The 14,495-nt window shown below is 58.6% G+C and carries 20 protein-coding genes; all 20 read left to right on the forward strand.

The features are described 5' to 3' along the window. Positions 1-185: 185 nt before the first annotated feature. The 20 genes from ABJK56_RS14385 to ABJK56_RS14480 all read left to right on the forward strand — a co-directional run bounded on the left by ABJK56_RS14385 (position 186) and on the right by ABJK56_RS14480 (position 14,494). Positions 186-428 carry a hypothetical protein gene (locus ABJK56_RS14385; protein ID WP_347245359.1) on the forward strand — a complete coding sequence of 81 codons (243 nt, stop codon included), beginning with the start codon at positions 186-188 and terminating at the stop codon, positions 426-428. 19 nt (positions 429-447) lie between these two features. After that, positions 448-723: a hypothetical protein gene (locus tag ABJK56_RS14390; protein ID WP_347245360.1), complete on the forward strand. Its 276-nt coding sequence runs from the start codon at positions 448-450 to the stop codon at positions 721-723. Next, complete coding sequence (locus tag ABJK56_RS14395; RefSeq protein WP_347245361.1) at positions 720-941, forward strand: hypothetical protein; 222 nt, start codon at positions 720-722, stop codon at positions 939-941. Before ABJK56_RS14390 ends, ABJK56_RS14395 begins: the two co-directional genes overlap by 4 nt. Before the next feature lie 138 nt (positions 942-1,079). Then, positions 1,080-2,081, forward strand: a complete 1,002-nt coding sequence (locus ABJK56_RS14400; RefSeq protein WP_347245362.1) for a hypothetical protein — start codon at positions 1,080-1,082, stop codon at positions 2,079-2,081. Then, entirely contained in the window at positions 2,071-2,709 is a 639-nt protein-coding gene (locus tag ABJK56_RS14405; RefSeq protein ID WP_347245363.1) for a DUF6475 domain-containing protein, read from the forward strand. The genes ABJK56_RS14400 and ABJK56_RS14405 overlap by 11 nt, the downstream gene beginning before the upstream one ends. 19 nt (positions 2,710-2,728) lie before the next feature. After that, positions 2,729-2,968, forward strand: a complete 240-nt coding sequence (locus ABJK56_RS14410; RefSeq protein WP_347245364.1) for a hypothetical protein — start codon at positions 2,729-2,731, stop codon at positions 2,966-2,968. Then, on the forward strand, positions 2,965-3,345 hold the full coding sequence (locus ABJK56_RS14415; protein WP_347245365.1) for a RusA family crossover junction endodeoxyribonuclease: 381 nt from the start codon (positions 2,965-2,967) through the stop codon (positions 3,343-3,345). Before ABJK56_RS14410 ends, ABJK56_RS14415 begins: the two co-directional genes overlap by 4 nt. Before the next feature lie 89 nt (positions 3,346-3,434). Then, positions 3,435-3,770 carry a hypothetical protein gene (locus ABJK56_RS14420; RefSeq protein ID WP_347245366.1) on the forward strand — a complete coding sequence of 112 codons (336 nt, stop codon included), beginning with the start codon at positions 3,435-3,437 and terminating at the stop codon, positions 3,768-3,770. Further along, positions 3,706-4,929, forward strand: a complete 1,224-nt coding sequence (locus ABJK56_RS14425) for a phage terminase large subunit (RefSeq protein ID WP_347245367.1) — start codon at positions 3,706-3,708, stop codon at positions 4,927-4,929. The genes ABJK56_RS14420 and ABJK56_RS14425 overlap by 65 nt, the downstream gene beginning before the upstream one ends. Further along, on the forward strand, positions 4,916-6,235 hold the full coding sequence (locus ABJK56_RS14430; RefSeq protein WP_347245368.1) for a phage portal protein: 1,320 nt from the start codon (positions 4,916-4,918) through the stop codon (positions 6,233-6,235). Before ABJK56_RS14425 ends, ABJK56_RS14430 begins: the two co-directional genes overlap by 14 nt. Further along, positions 6,222-8,396 carry a phage minor head protein gene (locus ABJK56_RS14435; protein WP_347245369.1) on the forward strand — a complete coding sequence of 725 codons (2,175 nt, stop codon included), beginning with the start codon at positions 6,222-6,224 and terminating at the stop codon, positions 8,394-8,396. Before ABJK56_RS14430 ends, ABJK56_RS14435 begins: the two co-directional genes overlap by 14 nt. After that, complete coding sequence (locus tag ABJK56_RS14440; protein WP_347245370.1) at positions 8,393-8,677, forward strand: hypothetical protein; 285 nt, start codon at positions 8,393-8,395, stop codon at positions 8,675-8,677. The genes ABJK56_RS14435 and ABJK56_RS14440 overlap by 4 nt, the downstream gene beginning before the upstream one ends. Positions 8,678-8,692: 15 nt before the next feature. After that, a complete protein-coding gene (locus ABJK56_RS14445) occupies positions 8,693-8,914 on the forward strand; it encodes a hypothetical protein (RefSeq protein ID WP_347245371.1) in 222 nt (73 codons plus the stop codon). 166 nt (positions 8,915-9,080) lie between these two features. After that, a complete protein-coding gene (locus tag ABJK56_RS14450; protein ID WP_347245372.1) occupies positions 9,081-10,616 on the forward strand; it encodes a hypothetical protein in 1,536 nt (511 codons plus the stop codon). Between the two features lie 2 nt (positions 10,617-10,618). Continuing rightward, a complete protein-coding gene (locus ABJK56_RS14455) occupies positions 10,619-11,068 on the forward strand; it encodes a DUF2190 family protein (protein WP_347245373.1) in 450 nt (149 codons plus the stop codon). A 20-nt stretch (positions 11,069-11,088) separates the two neighbouring features. Continuing rightward, entirely contained in the window at positions 11,089-12,282 is a 1,194-nt protein-coding gene (locus tag ABJK56_RS14460) for a hypothetical protein (protein WP_347245374.1), read from the forward strand. An 11-nt stretch (positions 12,283-12,293) separates the two neighbouring features. Continuing rightward, positions 12,294-12,605, forward strand: a complete 312-nt coding sequence (locus ABJK56_RS14465; RefSeq protein ID WP_347245375.1) for a hypothetical protein — start codon at positions 12,294-12,296, stop codon at positions 12,603-12,605. Next, a complete protein-coding gene (locus tag ABJK56_RS14470; protein ID WP_347245376.1) occupies positions 12,602-13,321 on the forward strand; it encodes a hypothetical protein in 720 nt (239 codons plus the stop codon). The genes ABJK56_RS14465 and ABJK56_RS14470 overlap by 4 nt, the downstream gene beginning before the upstream one ends. Continuing rightward, positions 13,318-14,250 (forward strand): hypothetical protein, encoded by a 933-nt coding sequence (locus ABJK56_RS14475; RefSeq protein WP_347245377.1) that lies wholly within the window; start codon positions 13,318-13,320, stop codon positions 14,248-14,250. The genes ABJK56_RS14470 and ABJK56_RS14475 overlap by 4 nt, the downstream gene beginning before the upstream one ends. Further along, positions 14,243-14,494 (forward strand): hypothetical protein, encoded by a 252-nt coding sequence (locus ABJK56_RS14480; protein WP_347245378.1) that lies wholly within the window; start codon positions 14,243-14,245, stop codon positions 14,492-14,494. Before ABJK56_RS14475 ends, ABJK56_RS14480 begins: the two co-directional genes overlap by 8 nt. The last annotated feature ends 1 nt before the right edge of the window (position 14,495 follow it).

Raw genomic sequence — 14,495 nt, forward strand, 5'->3', positions numbered from 1 at the left:
ACCCTCACGCCCGGGAAACCGTCACAGCGTGGGCCCTTGGTCTATTCAGTTGTCCCGGGGCGAATATCTCGAAGAAGACAATCGACGACCTATTTGACTACCTCGAGGAACATTGGCCGCTCCAGCGGCCTCTATTCCCCAGGCCGAAACTGAGGTTGTGGTGACAACTATGCGGAGGCCATAACATGCGACGCACAGACATCCTCCCAGCCGAATGCTACTTAGTGAAAGTCTCCGGCCGATTGTGCCCCGTGCGTGTGGATTTCATACATCCCGTGACGAAAAAGTACATCTGCACGAATCTAGCGACAGGCCGGCGCATCCTTTGCACGGCGCAGCGGATTGGTGCACCGCTATCAAAGGAAGAGGCTGTCAAGCTGGCTGAGAAGCTCAAGACTGCGAGACAACGGAACAAAGCTGCGAAATGAGAGAAAAGGACTGGTCGGTATGTATGACATCGATTTCGCCCCTTTACCGTTCTGGGAATGCGTGGTGCGATCAGCGCAAAAGCGGTGGCCCGGACACGAGATCCGGCGGATCAGGCGGCGTGGGCAACGCCGCGACATCTACAGCTACGGAGTCATACAGGAGGGCGCTGTGATTGCGTATGCAAAGGTGAACCGGGCGGGCGCGGTGCAATGGATTAAGCCGTGGCCAAGTGAGACGTGGGAGGTGTGCGGAGCCGAATGTACGGCGGTACAGCAAGACGGAGTGAAAGGATGAACCAACAGAACAAACCCGATATCGCACAAGAGTTTACCGTAGCGTGTGAGAGTGCACTCGCGTTAGCCGACAAGCTTGCGAGTATGACGCACGAGTTCATTAAGGCAGTCGCGGAGCTTCGGCGGCTACAAAAGCAAGGCGGAATCGATACGAAGGAAATAGAACAGCGCGTGGACAGTATGTTGGAGGAACTGTGCGAGTTTTGGATGCGAGAGTGACTTGTCCAGGCAGGGCCGGTGCCCCGCTGGGAACACGCCGCCCAGCGTCACGGGTTCAACTCCCGTGCCTGGAAATCGCCGGGCGGTCCGGCGAATGGAATGGAGTCACGCAGGCAGTGAAGACCAGGCCGATGTGGTATGGCGCAACGGTACCGGAAGATTGATCCGCGGATCTGGAATGACGAAAAGTTTCGCGCCTTATCACGCGAGGAAAAACTGATTGCTCTGTACGTGTTGACGGCACAGAGCAATCGCCTGGGATTCTTCAAGTTCTCCAAGGCGTTGGCCGCGGAAGACTTGAACATGCCTGTGGAAACCTTCTCCAAAGGTTTCGATAAGGTTTGCAAGGCGTTGGCCTGGAGGTTTGACGAAGAGGCTAGGGTTCTCCTGATCCCGAAGTGGTTTCGGTACAACTGTCCGGACAACCCGAACACCCTCAAGAGTTGTCTTGAGGACCTGCACGAACTGCCTCGAACGCCTCTGGTCTCAGAGTTCGCGTTGTGCGTGCAGTACCTCCCGCAGGCCTTACACGAGACCTTTCGGAAAGGTTTGGAGGAACGTTACGGGGAACGTTACCTGGAACGTTTGGGGGAACGTTTGGGGGAACGTTACCAGGAACGTTACCTGGAACGTTTGGGGGAACGTTACGGGGAACGTTACCCCCAACGTATGCCCCATCAGGAACAGGAACAGGAACAGGAACAGGAGAAAGAACAGGAACAGGAACAGGAAGTAGAAGTTAGCTCCGCACGATCGCAAGCGATCGATGCGAAGCCGCCTCCGGAACAGGTGGGATCGTCCCCGCCTTTCCTGGTGTTCCCGACCAGGGGCAAGGAGGATTCGTTCTCCATAACCGACCAGGACGTTGCGGAGTACGAAAGGCTCTATCCAGGCCTGGACGTGCGTTGTGAGCTCCGTAAGGCCTTGGCGTGGATACGTGCCTCTCCTGATCGGATGAAAACGGCCAAGGGAATGCCTCGGTTCATCGTTAACTGGCTGAACCGGGCTGTTGACAGTGCCCGCGTGACAACACGCGGTCCTACTGCCACAGCAAACGGTGCCCTAAGCGACCTGGAAAGGCGGAACCTGGAAGCCACGAGGCTCTGGCTCGCCCAAAAGGAGCAGCAGCATGCCAACTGATGCGGAACGGTTTGCCATCGTGATGAACGCTTTGGGAGCCGCCTTCAATCGGCCGATCACGCCAGCGGTCCTCACCGCCTATGAGATGGGCCTGGAGGGGCTGACGATCAACGAAATCGAAGCGGCCGCCAAGCGGGCCCTGCAGACGTGCAGGTTCATGCCGACGCCCGCGGAACTCCGTGAGCTGGCAGGTGGGCTCAAACCGGAAGATCAGGCGGTTCTGGCATGGGAGACCGCCGTCCGAGCCGTCGAAAATTACGGCTGGTACCACAGCGTGCAATTCGAGGATGCGGCCATCACGGCGACGATCCGCAGCCTGGGCGGCTGGCAGCGGTTTTGCGAGCGCTGCGGCGGTGAGGAAGAGAAGTGGCTCCGGCAGGAGTTTCTCAGGACCTACGCGGCCTATTGCAGGGCCGGGGTGAGTCCGGAGGCGGCTCTCCCCCTGGCTGGGGAGTTCGAGCGGCAGAACACGCTGTTGGGGTACCGCAACAGGCCTGAGGACCGGCCAGCCCTCATCCCGTGCGAGTACGCACCCACAACCGTGCGTCGGATCGGCAGGGCCAGACCCAGTCCTGAAGCGCTTTCACTGGTCAACGAGCTCGCAAACTCAATGCGAGTCCCTGAGTGAATCAACTTGGAGGTCAACAATGAGCGGTGATGTAAAAATCCGCTGTTGCAACTGCGGGCGCGTCACTTCTGACCTGTATTACCGCAACCCGGGAACAGGTCATCCGTGCAAGGATCCGTGGTGCGCTGAGTGTTACGAGCGAGGGTGGAGGCAGTATTGGCATGCTGTCTGGTTAGATCGCGGGGAATCTATTGTGCCGTGGGAACTCGTCACGCAAAACAAGAAATACCGCATCCGGAAAAAAAGGATAAAGGCGTGAGTGTGAAATCAACCACGCAAAGCATTACGATCGATCTCCCTTATCCACCATCCGTCAACCGATACTGGAGAAACGTGAACGGACGTATGGTCCTGTCGAGGGAAGGACGGCGCTACCGCCAAGCCGTCTGGGATTTGCTATTCGTGAAGAGATACCTCTTCGGGTTGGGCCGATTTTCTGGGCCGGTTTCTGTTTCTCTCAGAATTCATCCTCCGGACCAGCGAAAACGCGATCTAGATAACGTCCTAAAAGCGATTTTCGATGCACTTCAGGGCGGCGGAATCATCCAAGATGACGTTCAAATTCGGGAAGTCCACGCGGCATTCGCGGAACCAGTTGAAAACGGAAAAGTCATTGTCGAAGTGTCCCAACGCTGAGGGACGTGCTTTAGAATTTAAGAAAGAGGGATGGGAAATAGACGGCCCATAAAAAATGCACCGCGGAAGTCTAAAACAGACGGCTCCGAATGGCGAGACAGCGCAAAGCAGTTGACGAGAAACTTGTCGAGCGTCTCGCAGCTATTGGCTGCACGGACCGGGAGATCGCCACCCTCTTGGAGGTGTCGGAAAACCTCTTGCGACGTCGCTGTCGTGCCGCACTTGACCGAGGAAGGACCCGCTTAAAGAAGTCGCTCCGCAGGAAACAAATCGAGCTGGCGAGGAAGGGCAACGTGCCCATGCTCATCTGGCTTGGCAAGCAGTATCTGGACCAGCGGGATCGGCAGGATGTCACCCACAGTGGCGAAGAAATCAAGATCGTCGAACGGATCGTTACTGATCGAATTGACGGCGGCCCAGGCTGAGTTTGCGAACGCTCGCGAGCCCATCGTGGCGTTTATTGGCGGCCGGGGCGCCGGAAAGACCTGGGTCGGCGCGTATCGCCTGTGCAAGTGGGCCCAACCCGCTAAAACTTACCTCGTCGTTGCCCCGACATACACCATGCTCAGGGATATCTGCTGGCCGGTGTTCCTCGAACAGGCAAGGCGACTGCGTTTTCTGCGAGACACAATCCGCAGCCGTCTGGCGGTCATCCTCGGGAATGGGGCCGCGGTCCTGTTTCGCTCGGCTGACCAGCCGGACAGACTCCGCGGGCTGAACGTGGCCGGGGCCTGGATCGACGAGGCATCGTTGATTGCGCGGGAAGTTTACGACGTTGTACTCTTGACATTGCGTGGGACGCCTGGCGCCTGGCTGGCCTGCACGTTCACTCCAAAGGGGAAGAGCCATTGGACCTACGCCGTCTTCGGAAATCCGCAAGAGGGCGTGCGGATTGTCCGTTCGCGGACCGCGGAGAATCCGTTTTTGCCAGCCGACTTCGTGGCGCGGGTTTCGGCCCAGACGACCGAGCTGATGGCCCGCCAGGAGTTGGATGCGGAGTTCGTGGACCTGGAGGGTGTCGAGTGGCCGTCGGAATACTGGGGCGATTGGGTGTTCGTGGATCATTTGCCGCCCCGCGACAGATGGGTTGTGTCGGCGATCGCTGTCGATCCATCTCTAGGAAAACAGGACAAGCTCGGCGACTACTCGGCGGTTGTCCTGGTGGCAGTCTGCGATGATTTGCTGTGGATCGCGGCCGACTTGCAGCGACGCTCGGTGAGCAAGCTGGTGCGTGATGTGCTGGTCGCATGTGACAGGTGGCGACCGGATCTGCTAGGTTTTGAGGCGAACCAGTTTCAGGAGCTGGTGGTCCACGAATTCGAACGTGTTACGGATGAAGAATTTCGCGTGAAATACCCAGTGTTTCAGATCAGGAACAAAACCAGCAAGCTTGTGCGTATCAGGCGGCTTGGTCCTTACATCGCCCGGCGGGAGCTGCGTGTTCTCAACGATGCCGGTGGCAGACTCCTGGTCCAGCAACTGCAAGAGTTCCCCCAGGGGCAACACGACGACGGCCCCGATGCCCTGGAGATGGCAATCCGATTGATTCTCGAAACTGCAGGAGGCTACTATGCCGAAAGTTGATGACCAACGCACAGAATTTGAACGAATCCTAGAATGGCTGGACCGTGATGATCCGGCTTGGAGCGAATTTCTCGAATTAGGCGGCCCCCTTTGGCCCCCGTACCGGAGCGAATATGAGCTGGCCCGCATCCGCAACGAATCACGCTGGTTCGCCACCCACCATCCCTTTGCCGTATCGGCCCTGGAAAACCGGGCCAGCTACGTCGTGGGGAGCGGACACACCTACACGGTGCGGCCCAAGCCGAATGCCGACATCAGCGATGAGACGCTCGAGGCCATAGAGCGGGAGATCACGGAGTTTCTCGAATTGAACCTCTGGCAACACCGGCAGATCGAGAATCAGATCCGCCTCGACAGGGATGGCGAGGTTTTCCTACGGTTCTTCGAGGTCGATGGCAGGCTCGTGGTGCGCTACATCGAGCCGGAGCAGGTCAGCACGCCGCCGGGTGATAAATCCCTGTTCGGGATCATCACGGATGAACGGGACGCGGAACGAGTACTCGGATACTGGGTCCGTTATGATCCCGAACGGATGGACTGGCAGCGGATCGACGCGGATGAGGTCCAGCACCGCAAGGCGAATGTTGACGGAACGATGCCTCGGGGGCTGCCAACGCTTTTTGCGGTGAGGGCCAACCTTCGCAGGGTGTGGAAACTTCTGCGAAATATGACGACCGTGGCAAGTATTCAGGCAGCCGTGGCCATTGTTCGACAGCACGGCGCTGCCCCAGCGGGGAGCGTCCAGCAGTACGTGAGCAGAATGGCACCCGTCCCGCAAAATCAAGAACAGAGCCAACAAAGCCAGACCTATGAACGATTTCCCCCGGGCGCCATTATTGACGTCGCCCCTGGGGTGGAAGTCAAATTTCCCGCCGAAGGCATTAACGTTGGAAATTACGTTGCTGCGATCCAGGCCGAGCTCCGGGCAATCGCCGCACGGCTTGCGATGCCGGAATACATGCTGAGTGGGGACGCGTCCAACGCCAACTATTCCTCGACACTCGTGGCTGAAGGGCCTGCCGTGAAAATGTTCGAGCGGCTTCAGTCACAGATGATCTGGTGGGACTGCCAAATTCTGATGGGAGCACTCGAAGTGGCGGAACGCGCCGGCCGACTCCCCGAGGGAATATCGAAACAGATTGTCATCGACGCCGAAGCCCCGACGGTCATGACCCGCGACCGCCTCAAGGAGGCTCAGGCCGACCAGATACTTTACACCTTGGGAATCGTTTCCCCGCAGACACTGGCAGCTCGGTACGGTTTCGATTACAACCAGGAGCGGGAACTTCTGAATGCCGCAGACTGAGTTTCAGCGAAGTGTGTCACGGCTCAGCAGCCTCCTTTCCGCCCGCTTTCATCAGCGGCAGGTGAAGGTGGTGCGGGATAGTATCGCTCTGGGGCGGGAAATCCGGCAGCTGGTGGCCCGTCTCGCCAAGGACGCCGTCCATGCCGCTTTGGATTCCGGCTTGAACCTCAGGGCTCTGTGCGATCGGCTCGATGTACTTGTGCGACGTGCGATCGCCGAGATTCGTGACAAACTGGTCGCGTTTGGCAAGCAGAGCTTTACCAGCGCGGTACTGGCCTTTGTGAAGGCGATGCCCAAAGAGGCACTGGCGGCGCTGCTTCGGACGGAGCGCACGCAAGAGGCCGAAGAGATAGCTGTTGTGGCCCGATACGAGCTGGAGGGCGTGCCAAGGAGCGAGCTGGAAGCGGCTGTGCAGAGATTGCTTTTCGAGCCGCCCTCGCGTGAGCAGATCGAGAACTGGCTGCGGACCAGCCTTCCCGGCGGTAAGTCGTGGGAGGAGCGGCTCCAATCCTGGGCGGAACAGACCCGCGGGGCCTTTCTGACGCAGATCACCCAGGGGCTGGCGGCTGGTGAAACGCCGGATCAGATTGAGCAGCGGTTGCGACCGTTCGCTGACAGCCTGGGCTACAAGAGCGAACGGATCGCACGGACCGAGGCCTGCCGGGTTGCGGAACGGGCAAATCTAGCTATGTGCGATCAGCTTGGGGACATGGTGGCGGGTCAGCAAATTTTCGCCGTCATGGACGAGTGGACCCGGCCTCACCATGCCGCCCGTCATGGACGCATCTATTGGCGGCAGCCCGACGGCGTCTACAGGGACGATCAGGGTAATCCGCTGCCCGAGCTTCCCGACGAGCCGAACTGCCGGTGCATGACAGTGCCTGTGCTCAAGCCGCCGGACGCATTGATGGGTAATCCAGACGCGATGGACGCTTTTCGGAGAGAGACTCAGGTGCTGATTCCTGATCCGGGCAGCTACACGGATTGGTGGGAGCGGGCATCGGAAAAAGAACGGATGACGGCTGTGGGGGTTAAGCGGTATCAGACCGTCCGCAAACTATTGAAGCGTGATCCGGAGTGGATCGACTTTCTGGCTCCGGACGGGTCACTCCTCAGTATTTCGCAGCTAAGGAGCGAGAACGCAGAGCAGCGGCGGGCGCGGCGGCTCCAGGTCGAGGCCATGCTAGCGAAACAGCGGATGGCCTACCGGCAGGTGGCCGCTACGGGATGGACTCAGCCGATCCGGTCACTGCCCTTCGCATTACGCGGAGTCGCAAGCGGAGAGCTTGGGGCCGTCGAGCGACTCAAGCAGTACGTTTACGCAGAAGCCGAGGCTGTATTTCGTCCGGACCTTCGGGAGGAAAGACGGCGGCTCAAGTGGATGGGAACGGTGCACAAGGGGGAGGATGTCCGCAAAGAGATCGAGCGGCGAGTCACGGATTGGCAGAATCGAGCGGCAAAGCTCGTAGACATACGCCGAAAGATCCGGGAGAGTGATCTGCCCGAACCGCGGCAGAGGGAGCTCCTGGCGGCCGTCCTTGATCTCGAACAGCGGCAGCTCGAGCAAGCGATTGAAGAGGCACTGTTCCTGCCGGAGAAGATGAGGGCCACCCTGAGGGTCGTGCCCCACGAGAGTTTAACTGAAGAGATGCATAACAACCTCGCGCGTGCCGTGAGATTCGTGGAGGGGATCACATCCCGGGTGATTGCGAATGATGTGACGCTTGAAGAAGTCACCGTGAAGTCCGACCCCGACGACCGTCGAGGCCGGTACGACGCCGCAAAACACACCGTTTACATAAACCCTAAGCACGATTACCCTGTCTATGTGCATGAACTGATTCACCACATTGAGAGATCGCTGTCGTCGGAGAAACGGGAGCATATCCAAACCAAGTTCGACTCCTGGACGAAGGGGGCGAAGCCGGAACATCTGGGTGAAGGCTACAAGGAAGATGAGTATTATGTTAAACGGACCGATGGTAAGCGCTGGCCATACGACTGGAAGTATACTGGCAAGGTGTGGCCTGAGACGCGGAAGCCTCGGGAGTTGTTGACGATGTCAGCGCAGGCTCTGGCGAGCGATCCTGTGGCGTTCGCGAGCGAATATCCAGAACTGTTCGACCTGCTGATCGACGTGTTGAGGGACAAGGTGCCATGATCAACCCCCGCGGAGTGATCGAAGTCAACGGCGTGTTGGCGGATTTCGATGCGTCACGCCCTGGCCCAAACTGGTCCGACCGCTGGCGGTCCAGAGATCCGCTACTCGAGGCGCAGATCCGTGCTGTTGCTCGATGGATTGGCTGCCCGCACGTGGACATGGCCATCGGCGCGACACTGCACATCACAAAGGTGGCACGCAAACTTGGAGGGCGGGTCGTCTCGCTTCAGGACTGTGCCCCCATCCCCAAAGACTTTCCTCAATCCTGGTTCGATAAGTGACACATGGAGTCAGAGATGGCGAAACGCGAGACAACGGCGGAACGGAAGCCGGAAGCGGCGGCTTCGGCAAATGAGGTGAACCAGTCGCTTTTGATGGTGGCCCACCAGCGGCTTGACGATCTCTGCCGGGAAGCGGAATCGATCCGTCTTTTTGGTTCAGTGCAAATCCAAATCGTCTTTGAGGCCGGGCGGATCACGCATATCCATCGCCGACTGGATGGGAGAGAAAAACTTTAAGGGGCGAGAAACTTGACAAGGGAAACTCACGTCTGATAATTAGGGTAGAAAGGCAACCAGCCGCCAGACCGATCCAGTCGGGACTAGGGGCCAGGTGCCATACCGATGACGGCCATGTGCCGTTTGTTGGTATCGCATCTGGCCCTTTTTTATTTGGCATGGTGCCATGGCAGAACGGAAGCCCGTCAAGACGGAAAACGGAATGGAATTCCCGGCCGAGGCCTATGCCTACGTTCCGGACCCGGAAAAGCCGTCCACCTGGAAGCTGCGGCTGTGGGAGGACCCCGAACAGAAGGAGACACCGCGTCAGGTTGGGATGGCCGTTGCCGCCCTTTCCCCGGGCGGGTTCCGTGGAAATCGCGTCGAAATTCCGCCGGAAGACCTACCCAAGGTCAAGGCAAGGGTTAGGGCCGCCTGGAAGAAGGTGCACCCAGACGCTGATCCGGAAGACATGCCGCCGGTACTCCGGGAAGGCGCGGACATGGATGGCACCAGTGAGGGAACGCGCCTCCTGGAGTACGCAAACTCAGCCAACCTCACTCTCCGCGTTGATCGCGAACGGGGCGTCATCCAGGGGGTGAAGATTCTCGGATTGTCATCCGCGAACCGCCGCACATATCTCCCCGAGGCCCTGCGTCAGGCCGTCAAGCTCTACGAGGGCGTCGCCGTGAACGTGGACCACATCCGCAGCGGAGAGCTGCGGAGCTATCGGGATCGCATCGGAAAGCTGGTCAACGTGCGGTTCGCCAACGATGGACTTTATGGCGACCTGGTCGTCAACCCGAAGCATCCGCTGGCTGAGCAACTCTTCTGGGACGCCGAACACTGCCCGGAAAACGTAGGGCTCTCCCATGACGCACGGGGAAAGACGGCGGTGCGCAACGGTCAAGTGGTCGTCGAAGCGATTGAATCCGTGCGGAGCGTCGATTTGGTGGCTGAACCGGCCACGACACGCTCACTGTACGAGGCAGCCATCGATGCGGTCATGGCAGACCAACGGCCAGTAGCATCCGATGGTACGCAGGCTGATGAGCCGACTGCTGTTGAGGATGAACCGGCGGACGATCCTGATACACTGCCCGATGAAGCGTTTGCGCTGGTTCTCCCAGGCGGTGTGAGGATCCGGGATAAGACGTATCCCCTCCACAAGCGCTATTTCCCCATTCATACACGGGCGGCCGTGCTCCGCTCCCTGCGGGCCATTGCCAGTAACCGGAAGCTTTCGCCCCAGCACCGCGAGATGGCTCTCCAGCGGGCCAAAGACGCCGCCCGCAAGTTCGGTATCGACCCCGATACGGTCCTCAATGAGAAGGAGTCGCGTTTTATGGACCTCAGCAACTTGACACTCGCCGAGCTCAAGGAAGCCCGGCCGGACCTTGTCGAGGCACTCCTTGCCCACAACGACGTGCAGCGGGAACTGATGGCACTCAAGGAGGAAAAAGACAGGCTCGAGAAGGAACTGGCGGAGTACAAACGGCGCGAGCTCATCGAAAAAGAACTCAAGGAGGCCGGTCTTGCCGCAGAAATGTTGCCCGACAGCCTCCGTTCCGTGTTGTTGAGGACGGAGAGCGAGGAAGAGCGGAAAAAGATGGTGCAGGACTTTAAGACCCTGCTCAAGGAGTCGAAATCGCCCGTGTCGTCCCGCCCGGGTGCCAGAAAGGCGGAAAACATTGAGGAAGTCGTAGCCAGTTGGAGGTTCTAAAAATGGCCAACATGTTTCGTCTCATTCGCGGCGAACCTAATAGCCTGAGTCTCCCGAAGTATGCGTCCGATTCGATTGACATCGGCGATCTTCTCTTTTGGGACAGCACCAACTCGGCAGTCCGTCCGGCGTCGGCTGTATCTGGTGCTGATTATGCAACGAAGGCCGCTAATTTTGCCGCTGCCTTTGTGGGCGTCGCCATGAGTTCCCATGCCGCTGGTTCGACCGACAACGTCCTGGTGGCGACAAACGGCGACTTCGAATTCGACTGTCCGACCGGCACTGCCTATGTGCCGCTGGACGGCGTGCAAATCGGCAATGGTTCCGCAGTAGCCAATCAAACGGTCGTCAAGACAGCGACGGCTGCCAACATGATCGGCAAGGTCATCGCCCCAAAGGCGGCGTCGGCAACAAAGGTCAAAGTGCGCATCACGACGAAGTTCATGCTGTAACAATCCAGGAGTGAGTGACCATGATCAAGGCTAAGGAAATCTACAAGCACTGGCAAAGCGATAAACGCGGTTGCTTGACCGTTTTGCAGGAAGCGTTGGAACGCGGTCTGAAGGGCGAACCGGGCGGTATCAAGCCTAACGAATTCTCCATACGCGATTTGGCTGCCAACTTCCTCATGGTCGATGGCGAACCTCTTGGCTATGAGGGATTGCGGGCCTGGGAAAGCGGGCTGCTCTTGGAAACCGACGTGGTTTCCTCTTCGGCATTCAATGCGATCACCAATCGTATCGTGAATGTCGCCGTCCGGGAGGCGTTCCAATTGCCCGCCCTGCAACTGTCAAACTTGATTCCGACGGTTCAAGCGAAATCGCGACAAACGCAGATCCCCAATTTCACGCTGCCCCTCGGTGACAAGAGCGATCTTGAATACGCCGAAGGGCAGGACATGCCCGCAGTCGGTTTGATGTCCGAATACGTGAAATCCCTGCCGTATCGCAAAAAAGGCGGGCGTTTGGCGATCACGCGGGAAACCATCATGTTCGACGAAACCGGGCAGGTGCTGGACGCCGCCCGTCGGTTGGGCGAAATGATTGCCCTGGAAAAGGAGCGGCTGCTGGTCCGGTTTGTCACCGGTTGTGTCTCCAATTGCGTGATTGAGTTCCGCAAAACCTACTCCAGTGAGCTCATTGCCAATCTGTTCTACTCCAGTGGGGGCAACTGGACCAATCAGCAAGTCAATCCATTTGCCGATTGGACGGATATCGACGATGCGGAAAATCTGATCCTCGGCAATACGCTGCCGGGCACAAATCTGCCGCCGCTTCTGATGCGGCGTTACATTATCGCCCCGCCGCAAATGCGGAGTACGGTTGCCCGTATTTTGAACGCCACTGAGGTTCGAAGCGGTACGACCAATGTTGTGGCGTCGGTTAATCCGGTTGCGGATTTGAACATTCAGCCGGTTGTGTCCCCGCTCGTTTACAGCGAACAAACGGCCAATGGCGTTTCCGGATCAGTCGCAGCCGCCACGTGGTTCTACGGCGATCTGCTTCAGGCGTTCCGTTACGTTCAAGTGTGGCCGCTCGAAGTCACGGAAAGCCGCGATGAGGCTGTTCTGCGACGGGCTAACGTAGTGGTTGAGTTCGAGGTGTCAGAACAGGGAATTCCGATTGTCGTCGAACCGCGGGTGTGGACAAAGAACACGCCGAGTTAGTGAGGTGGCATATGATCAACATCTCCAAGGCGGTCATCGACATCGCCCAGAATGCAACACAGGTACCGGACTGGACGAACGAAGCCTCCGTGAGAGGCTACCTGGAATCGCTCGTTCCGTCGGCCGCTAGGCTGATCGTGGAAGTGGCTCAGGGAATTCAATCAGGAAGGATTGGCCTGGTCGGTTCCGCCGACGAAATCCGTACAGCCGTGGCGGATGAACTGGAAGCACGCGGATTGACCGCACTTGATCCGGCACTGATCGAGGCGATCATCACGATTCTCTTGACGCTGGTTCGGCTCCTATCGAAGAGGCCATCATGACGGGACTGCTCCTGTGTGTTGCCGTACTCGGTCTGGCTCAGGACCCAGCGATCGTCGGCCCGACTGAGGTCGAGGTCGGACGGCTCGCCGTGTTCACCGTCGAGGGGCCACAGGATGTCAAGCTGGTCTGGAAGGTCATCTGTCCCGATCAGTGCCCCCTCACCGAGAAGGACGTATCCATTCCGGTCGAGAACAATACCAAGCTGGTCTTTGCCAGTCCGGTCCCGGGGCGGTACAGGGTCTTGGCGGCCGTGTCCTATGCCGACAATCTGTACCTACTTGATGCGGTCCTTACAGTCTCTGGTGCTGTGCCTCCCGTACCACCTATTCCCCCAACCCCCCCTAACCCTGGCCCCAATCCCCCTGGCCCTAACCCGGGACCGGGACCAGCTCCTCAAGGATGGACCGCATGGGCCAAACAGGCCGCCGATGAGCTGGTTCCCCAACCCTTTCGCAGAGAGGAAGGCAAGGCCATTGCGGCGGCTCTTCGAGCGGTGGCGGATGAGATTGCAACGGGCAAAATAACTGATTCTCGCAAAGCCCGCGAGGCGGTCCGACGGAGTGTTCGTGAATCACTGAAAACGCTGGAGTCCGTTAATCGATGGATGGTGTTTTCGGATGCCGTCGATGCGAAACTTGACAAGCTCCAACAGTCGCCCAGCCTTGCCGACTACGCGGCAATCTGGCTAGCGATCGCAAATGGTTTAGAGCAATGAGCAGAGTTCCCACCGAATTGATGGGTTGGCTTGGTCCGGAACTGGAGCGGGAAGCGAAAAAGACGCTTCAGGCCGCGGGCTTGCTCCGCACTGTTTCGTTCGCTGAGGCACGCGAACGTAAGCTCATCGCTCAGGCCGACCCGGTGGTCATGCAGCCGGTCTGGGAGCTGGCGAAAAAGGTCACCGGGAGAGAATACGTCGCGGGACGGCAGGAGATCGGCGATTGCGTTTCCTGGGGAATGAAGCAAGCCGGTGAAATCCGGTCGATTATTGAGATCGCATCCGGGCAGGAGGAAAAATTCCGGCGGTGGTTCGCCCCATGGATTTACGCCACCAGCAGGAACCAGATCGGCGGTGGACTGAGTCGAGATGGCTCGCTGGGGTCTTGGGCCGCCGCCGCGGTTTCCAAGTATGGCGTGCTCTTTGAGGACGACCCTGGGGTGCCGCCCTATTCCGGTTCGCTCGCACGGAGCTGGGGCTCCCGAAGTAACGTTCGCAATCCGGAATACGAGAAGTTTTTCGAGATTGCGAAGGACAACCCGTGCGTATGCATCGAGATCAAATCGGTTGATGAGGCCGTGAAGATGATTCGCGACTATCGTCGGCCGCTGACGATTGCGTCGCTGCGTGGGTTCCGCATGGAACCACGCAACTACAAGGGCTACCACGTGTTTGTGCCATCCGGAACTTGGGCACACCAGATGTGCTTTGTCGAGTATAACCCGGACTTACCAGCTCTCTATCGGCTCAACTCTTGGGGGCCGGATGCCCACGGTAGACCACTAAACGGGGAGATCCCTGGCGGGGCCTGGAATTTGCTTGACGACATCGAGGACGAATTCAGGCGGATGGACGTGGAGTGTTTCGCCCTGGTTGAGTTCGTAGGGGAACCATCAGGACCAGATAACCGGATACTCGCTAATGGATGAGGACAAACTGAGACGGATCGAAACGAAGCTTGACTGTATCAGCGAGGCTCTCACTGAGCTTCGCTCGATGTGGCCGCACCTCTGCCGAAGAATCGACAAGCTTGAGGTGGAAATCTACGGAAACGACGGCAAGGTGGGGCTGATCACAAGGGTGCAGTCGCTCTACGTACTGGGGGCCTGGATCGGTGCCGCCTGTGGCACTGTGATTGGCGGCGGCATCGTGTATCTGCTGTTTGGCAAATGAA

The organism is Thermogutta sp., assembly GCF_039793925.1.
Classification (GTDB): domain Bacteria; phylum Planctomycetota; class Planctomycetia; order Pirellulales; family Thermoguttaceae; genus Thermogutta.

What these genes read in the sequence shown, in the direction of transcription:
- ABJK56_RS14385 (WP_347245359.1), top strand. Translation starts at nt 186, where the DNA reads ATGCGACGCACAGACATCCTCCCAGCCGAATGCTACTTAGTGAAAGTC.
- ABJK56_RS14390 (WP_347245360.1), top strand. Translation starts at nt 448, where the DNA reads ATGTATGACATCGATTTCGCCCCTTTACCGTTCTGGGAATGCGTGGTG.
- ABJK56_RS14395 (WP_347245361.1), top strand. Translation starts at nt 720, where the DNA reads ATGAACCAACAGAACAAACCCGATATCGCACAAGAGTTTACCGTAGCG.
- ABJK56_RS14400 (WP_347245362.1), top strand. Translation starts at nt 1,080, where the DNA reads ATGGCGCAACGGTACCGGAAGATTGATCCGCGGATCTGGAATGACGAA.
- ABJK56_RS14405 (WP_347245363.1), top strand. Translation starts at nt 2,071, where the DNA reads ATGCCAACTGATGCGGAACGGTTTGCCATCGTGATGAACGCTTTGGGA.
- ABJK56_RS14410 (WP_347245364.1), top strand. Translation starts at nt 2,729, where the DNA reads ATGAGCGGTGATGTAAAAATCCGCTGTTGCAACTGCGGGCGCGTCACT.
- ABJK56_RS14420 (WP_347245366.1), top strand. Translation starts at nt 3,435, where the DNA reads ATGGCGAGACAGCGCAAAGCAGTTGACGAGAAACTTGTCGAGCGTCTC.
- ABJK56_RS14430 (WP_347245368.1), top strand. Translation starts at nt 4,916, where the DNA reads ATGCCGAAAGTTGATGACCAACGCACAGAATTTGAACGAATCCTAGAA.
- ABJK56_RS14435 (WP_347245369.1), top strand. Translation starts at nt 6,222, where the DNA reads ATGCCGCAGACTGAGTTTCAGCGAAGTGTGTCACGGCTCAGCAGCCTC.
- ABJK56_RS14440 (WP_347245370.1), top strand. Translation starts at nt 8,393, where the DNA reads ATGATCAACCCCCGCGGAGTGATCGAAGTCAACGGCGTGTTGGCGGAT.
- ABJK56_RS14445 (WP_347245371.1), top strand. Translation starts at nt 8,693, where the DNA reads ATGGCGAAACGCGAGACAACGGCGGAACGGAAGCCGGAAGCGGCGGCT.
- ABJK56_RS14450 (WP_347245372.1), top strand. Translation starts at nt 9,081, where the DNA reads ATGGCAGAACGGAAGCCCGTCAAGACGGAAAACGGAATGGAATTCCCG.
- ABJK56_RS14455 (WP_347245373.1), top strand. Translation starts at nt 10,619, where the DNA reads ATGGCCAACATGTTTCGTCTCATTCGCGGCGAACCTAATAGCCTGAGT.
- ABJK56_RS14460 (WP_347245374.1), top strand. Translation starts at nt 11,089, where the DNA reads ATGATCAAGGCTAAGGAAATCTACAAGCACTGGCAAAGCGATAAACGC.
- ABJK56_RS14465 (WP_347245375.1), top strand. Translation starts at nt 12,294, where the DNA reads ATGATCAACATCTCCAAGGCGGTCATCGACATCGCCCAGAATGCAACA.
- ABJK56_RS14470 (WP_347245376.1), top strand. Translation starts at nt 12,602, where the DNA reads ATGACGGGACTGCTCCTGTGTGTTGCCGTACTCGGTCTGGCTCAGGAC.
- ABJK56_RS14475 (WP_347245377.1), top strand. Translation starts at nt 13,318, where the DNA reads ATGAGCAGAGTTCCCACCGAATTGATGGGTTGGCTTGGTCCGGAACTG.
- ABJK56_RS14480 (WP_347245378.1), top strand. Translation starts at nt 14,243, where the DNA reads ATGGATGAGGACAAACTGAGACGGATCGAAACGAAGCTTGACTGTATC.